Source organism: Ancylobacter sp. VNQ12 (assembly GCF_049445835.1).
GTDB lineage: Bacteria > Pseudomonadota > Alphaproteobacteria > Rhizobiales > Xanthobacteraceae > Ancylobacter.
The window spans coordinates 1-3,311 of sequence record NZ_JBMSDU010000054.1 but is presented as its reverse complement, the minus strand read 5'-3'; the positions used below and the strand labels follow the sequence as shown (position 1 = coordinate 3,311).

The window sequence follows — 3,311 nt, the reverse complement described above, 5'->3', positions numbered from 1 at the left end:
GCAGCGTCCCGGAGACGCCGATATCGACGACCTGCTGCCCTTCAACTTCAAAAAACAGCCGGCATGAACGCATGAACCATGAACCGCTTCAAGCCGGTTTACGACGTGCTCTGAAATGAGCGCTTACGCTCCGCATGTGGTGGCCATTACTCTTGGCCGAAAGGACCCAAAGGATCCGCAGTTCGATCGGCTCTGGCCTGCAGATCTCGGGATGGCAGCTCAGACGGCACTGTCACTGGTGACACTGAGGTCCCATTCGTGCCGAGACGACGGCGGCAATGCACCTTGCTTCGTGCATGTTTCCGTTAAATTCGACACCATCCCTCGCCGCGATCATCAACCGCAGGAACCGTTGAGCATCGTTGATCACTTCTCTCCCATGCCGCGTCGCACGGACCATGAGCGCTACCGCAATTTCGCCGCGGCACCCTTCGCCCTTTACACGCCGGGCGACAAATACCCCGCGATCGCTTGGACCCGCAGAGACGAGAACTACCGTGAGAGCGCCTCACTGCGTCGGGCCGCTGTTGAGCCCAACGATCCCGCTTCTACCGATGATGACAAGGCCTTTTCGCTGGGAAGTGTGTCACTTGCCGATTTTCGTGAAGACGATGAACCCGCGATGCTTCTGACGCGTCGCGGACCAGATGCGACGGTAAATCCAACCGTGGCAAGCTTCAGCGACTCAACGCCCAACCTTGAGGGGGGTGTTGTGCAGATGCGCCAATGGCCCTTGCCGGCCGCTACCCACGACGCGGATGGCGCGGAACCGCCTGTTGTGAATGCTGACGCGATCCGCTGCCGTCCCGGCTTGGAAGCCGAGTGGCTTTTGCGGCCGCCGCAAGTGCTTGGCCTGAATGACGGAAGCTGTATAGCGGTGTTTTCCCGCGTGCGGACGACTTCAGGTGACAAGCCGTCCGTCGCGCTACAACTCGCACTACTGGGAATAGATAAGGACGGATCCTGTAAGTCGCAGGCTCGCCGCATGGACCCAATTCCGCTCCTGACCGAATCTGAGGTTGCAAGCGGATCAGCTCGGCGCGAGGCACTTATCCGTCTCAATCACAGTCCGCTGATCCTTGCCGATTTGGATGGTGACGATGTGGTCGACATCACGTTGGCTGGTGATTTAACCGCCGGGCCACGTCGTCTCTGCTCTCTTACCGATGATGGGATCTGTCTTCCTCCAGCTCAAACCAAAGGACAGTAGGTCATGGCCAAGCCGACGACGTTGGTCCTAGTGGCCGCATCAACGGTTGTGGCCATTCTCATCGCCGCAGCCTTTTATTTCCTGTACGCGAGCGAGATCTCGATCGTGGTCGGCTTGCCGATGCTCTCGATCGGCGCCGTGATTGTGCTGGTGATTCTGCTTTGTTCAATGTCGGTGGTGTTCGCCACCTACGACCTGCAGGATCGGACGCAGGCCCTTGCCCTCCCGGAAGGATCGATCCGAGCGGTGATCGCGCTCATGCTGATCGTCCTTTTCGCGATCCTGTCGATCTATCTCTACGGGAGTATTGCCGACGGGCGTCTGACGCTCGTCGGATTGATGGATGCCGGTGGTCTTGCTGCGCTGCAGGCCCGTTACGGCGACACGAATATCGTGAGCATTCAGAATATGAGCGGGCCCGGCTTCAATGTGTGGATTCGGGAAGGGGCATCACGAGAAGGGGTCGACTTTGCCAAGCAGGTGTTGGTCCTCGTCGGCACGCTTGTTACGTCGATATCGAGTTTCTATTTCGGTTCCAAGACAGCGACGCAGAGCAGCGAGCGGGCCAGTCCTTTGGCGCCCCCAATCGTGTCGAGCCTTATCCCCACGAACTATACGGCCGGCCAGGGGCCGAGGGAGATTGCACTCCAGGGTGCCAATCTTGACCGCGTGATTGCGGTCAAGGCGTCGATCAACGGACAACAGGTGACGTGGCCAGTGACCGGGCAAACACCAACTGAAGTGCGGTTTCTGGTGAACCTTGGGCCTGGTGAGGTGCGCGGAAGCCGAACGCTGACCCTCCTGGATGCGAAGCTTGGCGAGATAGGCGTCGGCCAGACCTTGGAAGTCTCGTAGGTCGTCCGATCGTCAACGGAGATTGTGCGGCAACCACTGGGCACATGTGCGCCGGAGGCACGGTGGATCTCGTCGGAGAGAGAGCGGTACTATAACACCAACTAGGGGGCTGAGATGTTTTTCAAAGATGATCCTGCCGTGCAGACCGCCTCCCTCACACCCGCCGCCCCGATCGCAGTGGCCGGGACCGGAGCCCAAAAGGCGATGTCGATTACCTACAATCGCATTGGCGGATTACTGAACGTACTGGCAGACCTAGCCAAGATACCCGTCGAGGCCGCGCTGGCGGTATGGCAGGTTGAAAGCGGTGGGGAGGCCCATCATCCCGGGCAGCCAATAATTCGCTTTGAAAATCACAAGTACTTTAAATATTGGGGACAGTATAGCCCTGCAACATTCGATGCACACTTCCAGTATGGTGGCAGAGCGGGCGTGCCGGGCTCGTCGTGGAAAAATCACCGCTGGCGGCCGACAGCACAGGGCTCGTGGCAGACGTTCCATGGTGATCAACAGCGCGAATACGATGTCTTCCACTTCGCGAAAAAACTTGGCGATGATGAGGCCGCATGCCTTTCGATCAGCATAGGTGGAGCTCAAATACTCGGATCCAATCATACGATTGTCGGCTACTCGTCTGCAAAAGCCATGTTCGACGCGATGGCTGCGGCAGAACGCTGGGAGGTGTGCGGATTCTTCGATTTTTGTAGATCAAACAACATCTTGGACGAACTTCGGCGCGAAGAATGGGAGGATTTCGCCGAGGTTTATAATGGTAGCGGGCAGGCTGTCGCGTATGGTCAGAAGATTGAGACGTACTTCGATGCAGCCGAGAACATGCCCATCCACCGCGCCATATCAGCGCCGCCGATCCCGCAGGGAGCGGCACTATCAGCGTCCGCATCGGTAGCAAGTACAGTGCTGGGAGGCGGAGTTGACCCGGGATTTCTCGCTGAGTTCACAACCTTCGTTTCCGGCCTCGGCCTACGCCATTTCAAGCCGTATGAACTCCTGACTATGGGGCATCAACACAGCGATCCTGACAGTCCGGCGTTTGGCCTGAATGCACCACCACCCCGCGCTCTGTGGCCGAACATCATCGAGACTGTCCAGGTACTTGATGGTAAGCGTGGTCCCGGCGGCACCTTCATAGGTTGGGCGTGAAAGCGCAGTCTGACGATCCTGATTGGAGGATCGTTTTGTGTCTGGGCTTGACCATAGACTTGAGCCGGAGGTTGAGGTCCGGCGC

Annotated in this window: 3 protein-coding genes; all 3 read left to right on the top strand. The window is 58.3% G+C overall.

The genetic code is table 11. From position 1 onward, the window contains the following. The first annotated feature begins 115 nt into the window (after window positions 1-115). The 3 genes from ACO2RV_RS24975 (at window position 116) to ACO2RV_RS24965 (ending at window position 3,226) form a co-directional block, all read left to right on the top strand. Complete coding sequence (locus tag ACO2RV_RS24975) at window positions 116-1,210, top strand: hypothetical protein (RefSeq protein ID WP_423296900.1); 1,095 nt, start codon at window positions 116-118, stop codon at window positions 1,208-1,210. 3 nt (window positions 1,211-1,213) lie between these two features. Then, entirely contained in the window at window positions 1,214-2,065 is an 852-nt protein-coding gene (locus ACO2RV_RS24970; protein ID WP_423296899.1) for a hypothetical protein, read from the top strand. 114 nt (window positions 2,066-2,179) lie between these two features. After that, window positions 2,180-3,226 carry an N-acetylmuramidase domain-containing protein gene (locus ACO2RV_RS24965; RefSeq protein WP_423296898.1) on the top strand — a complete coding sequence of 349 codons (1,047 nt, stop codon included), beginning with the start codon at window positions 2,180-2,182 and terminating at the stop codon, window positions 3,224-3,226. Window positions 3,227-3,311 lie beyond the last annotated feature (85 nt).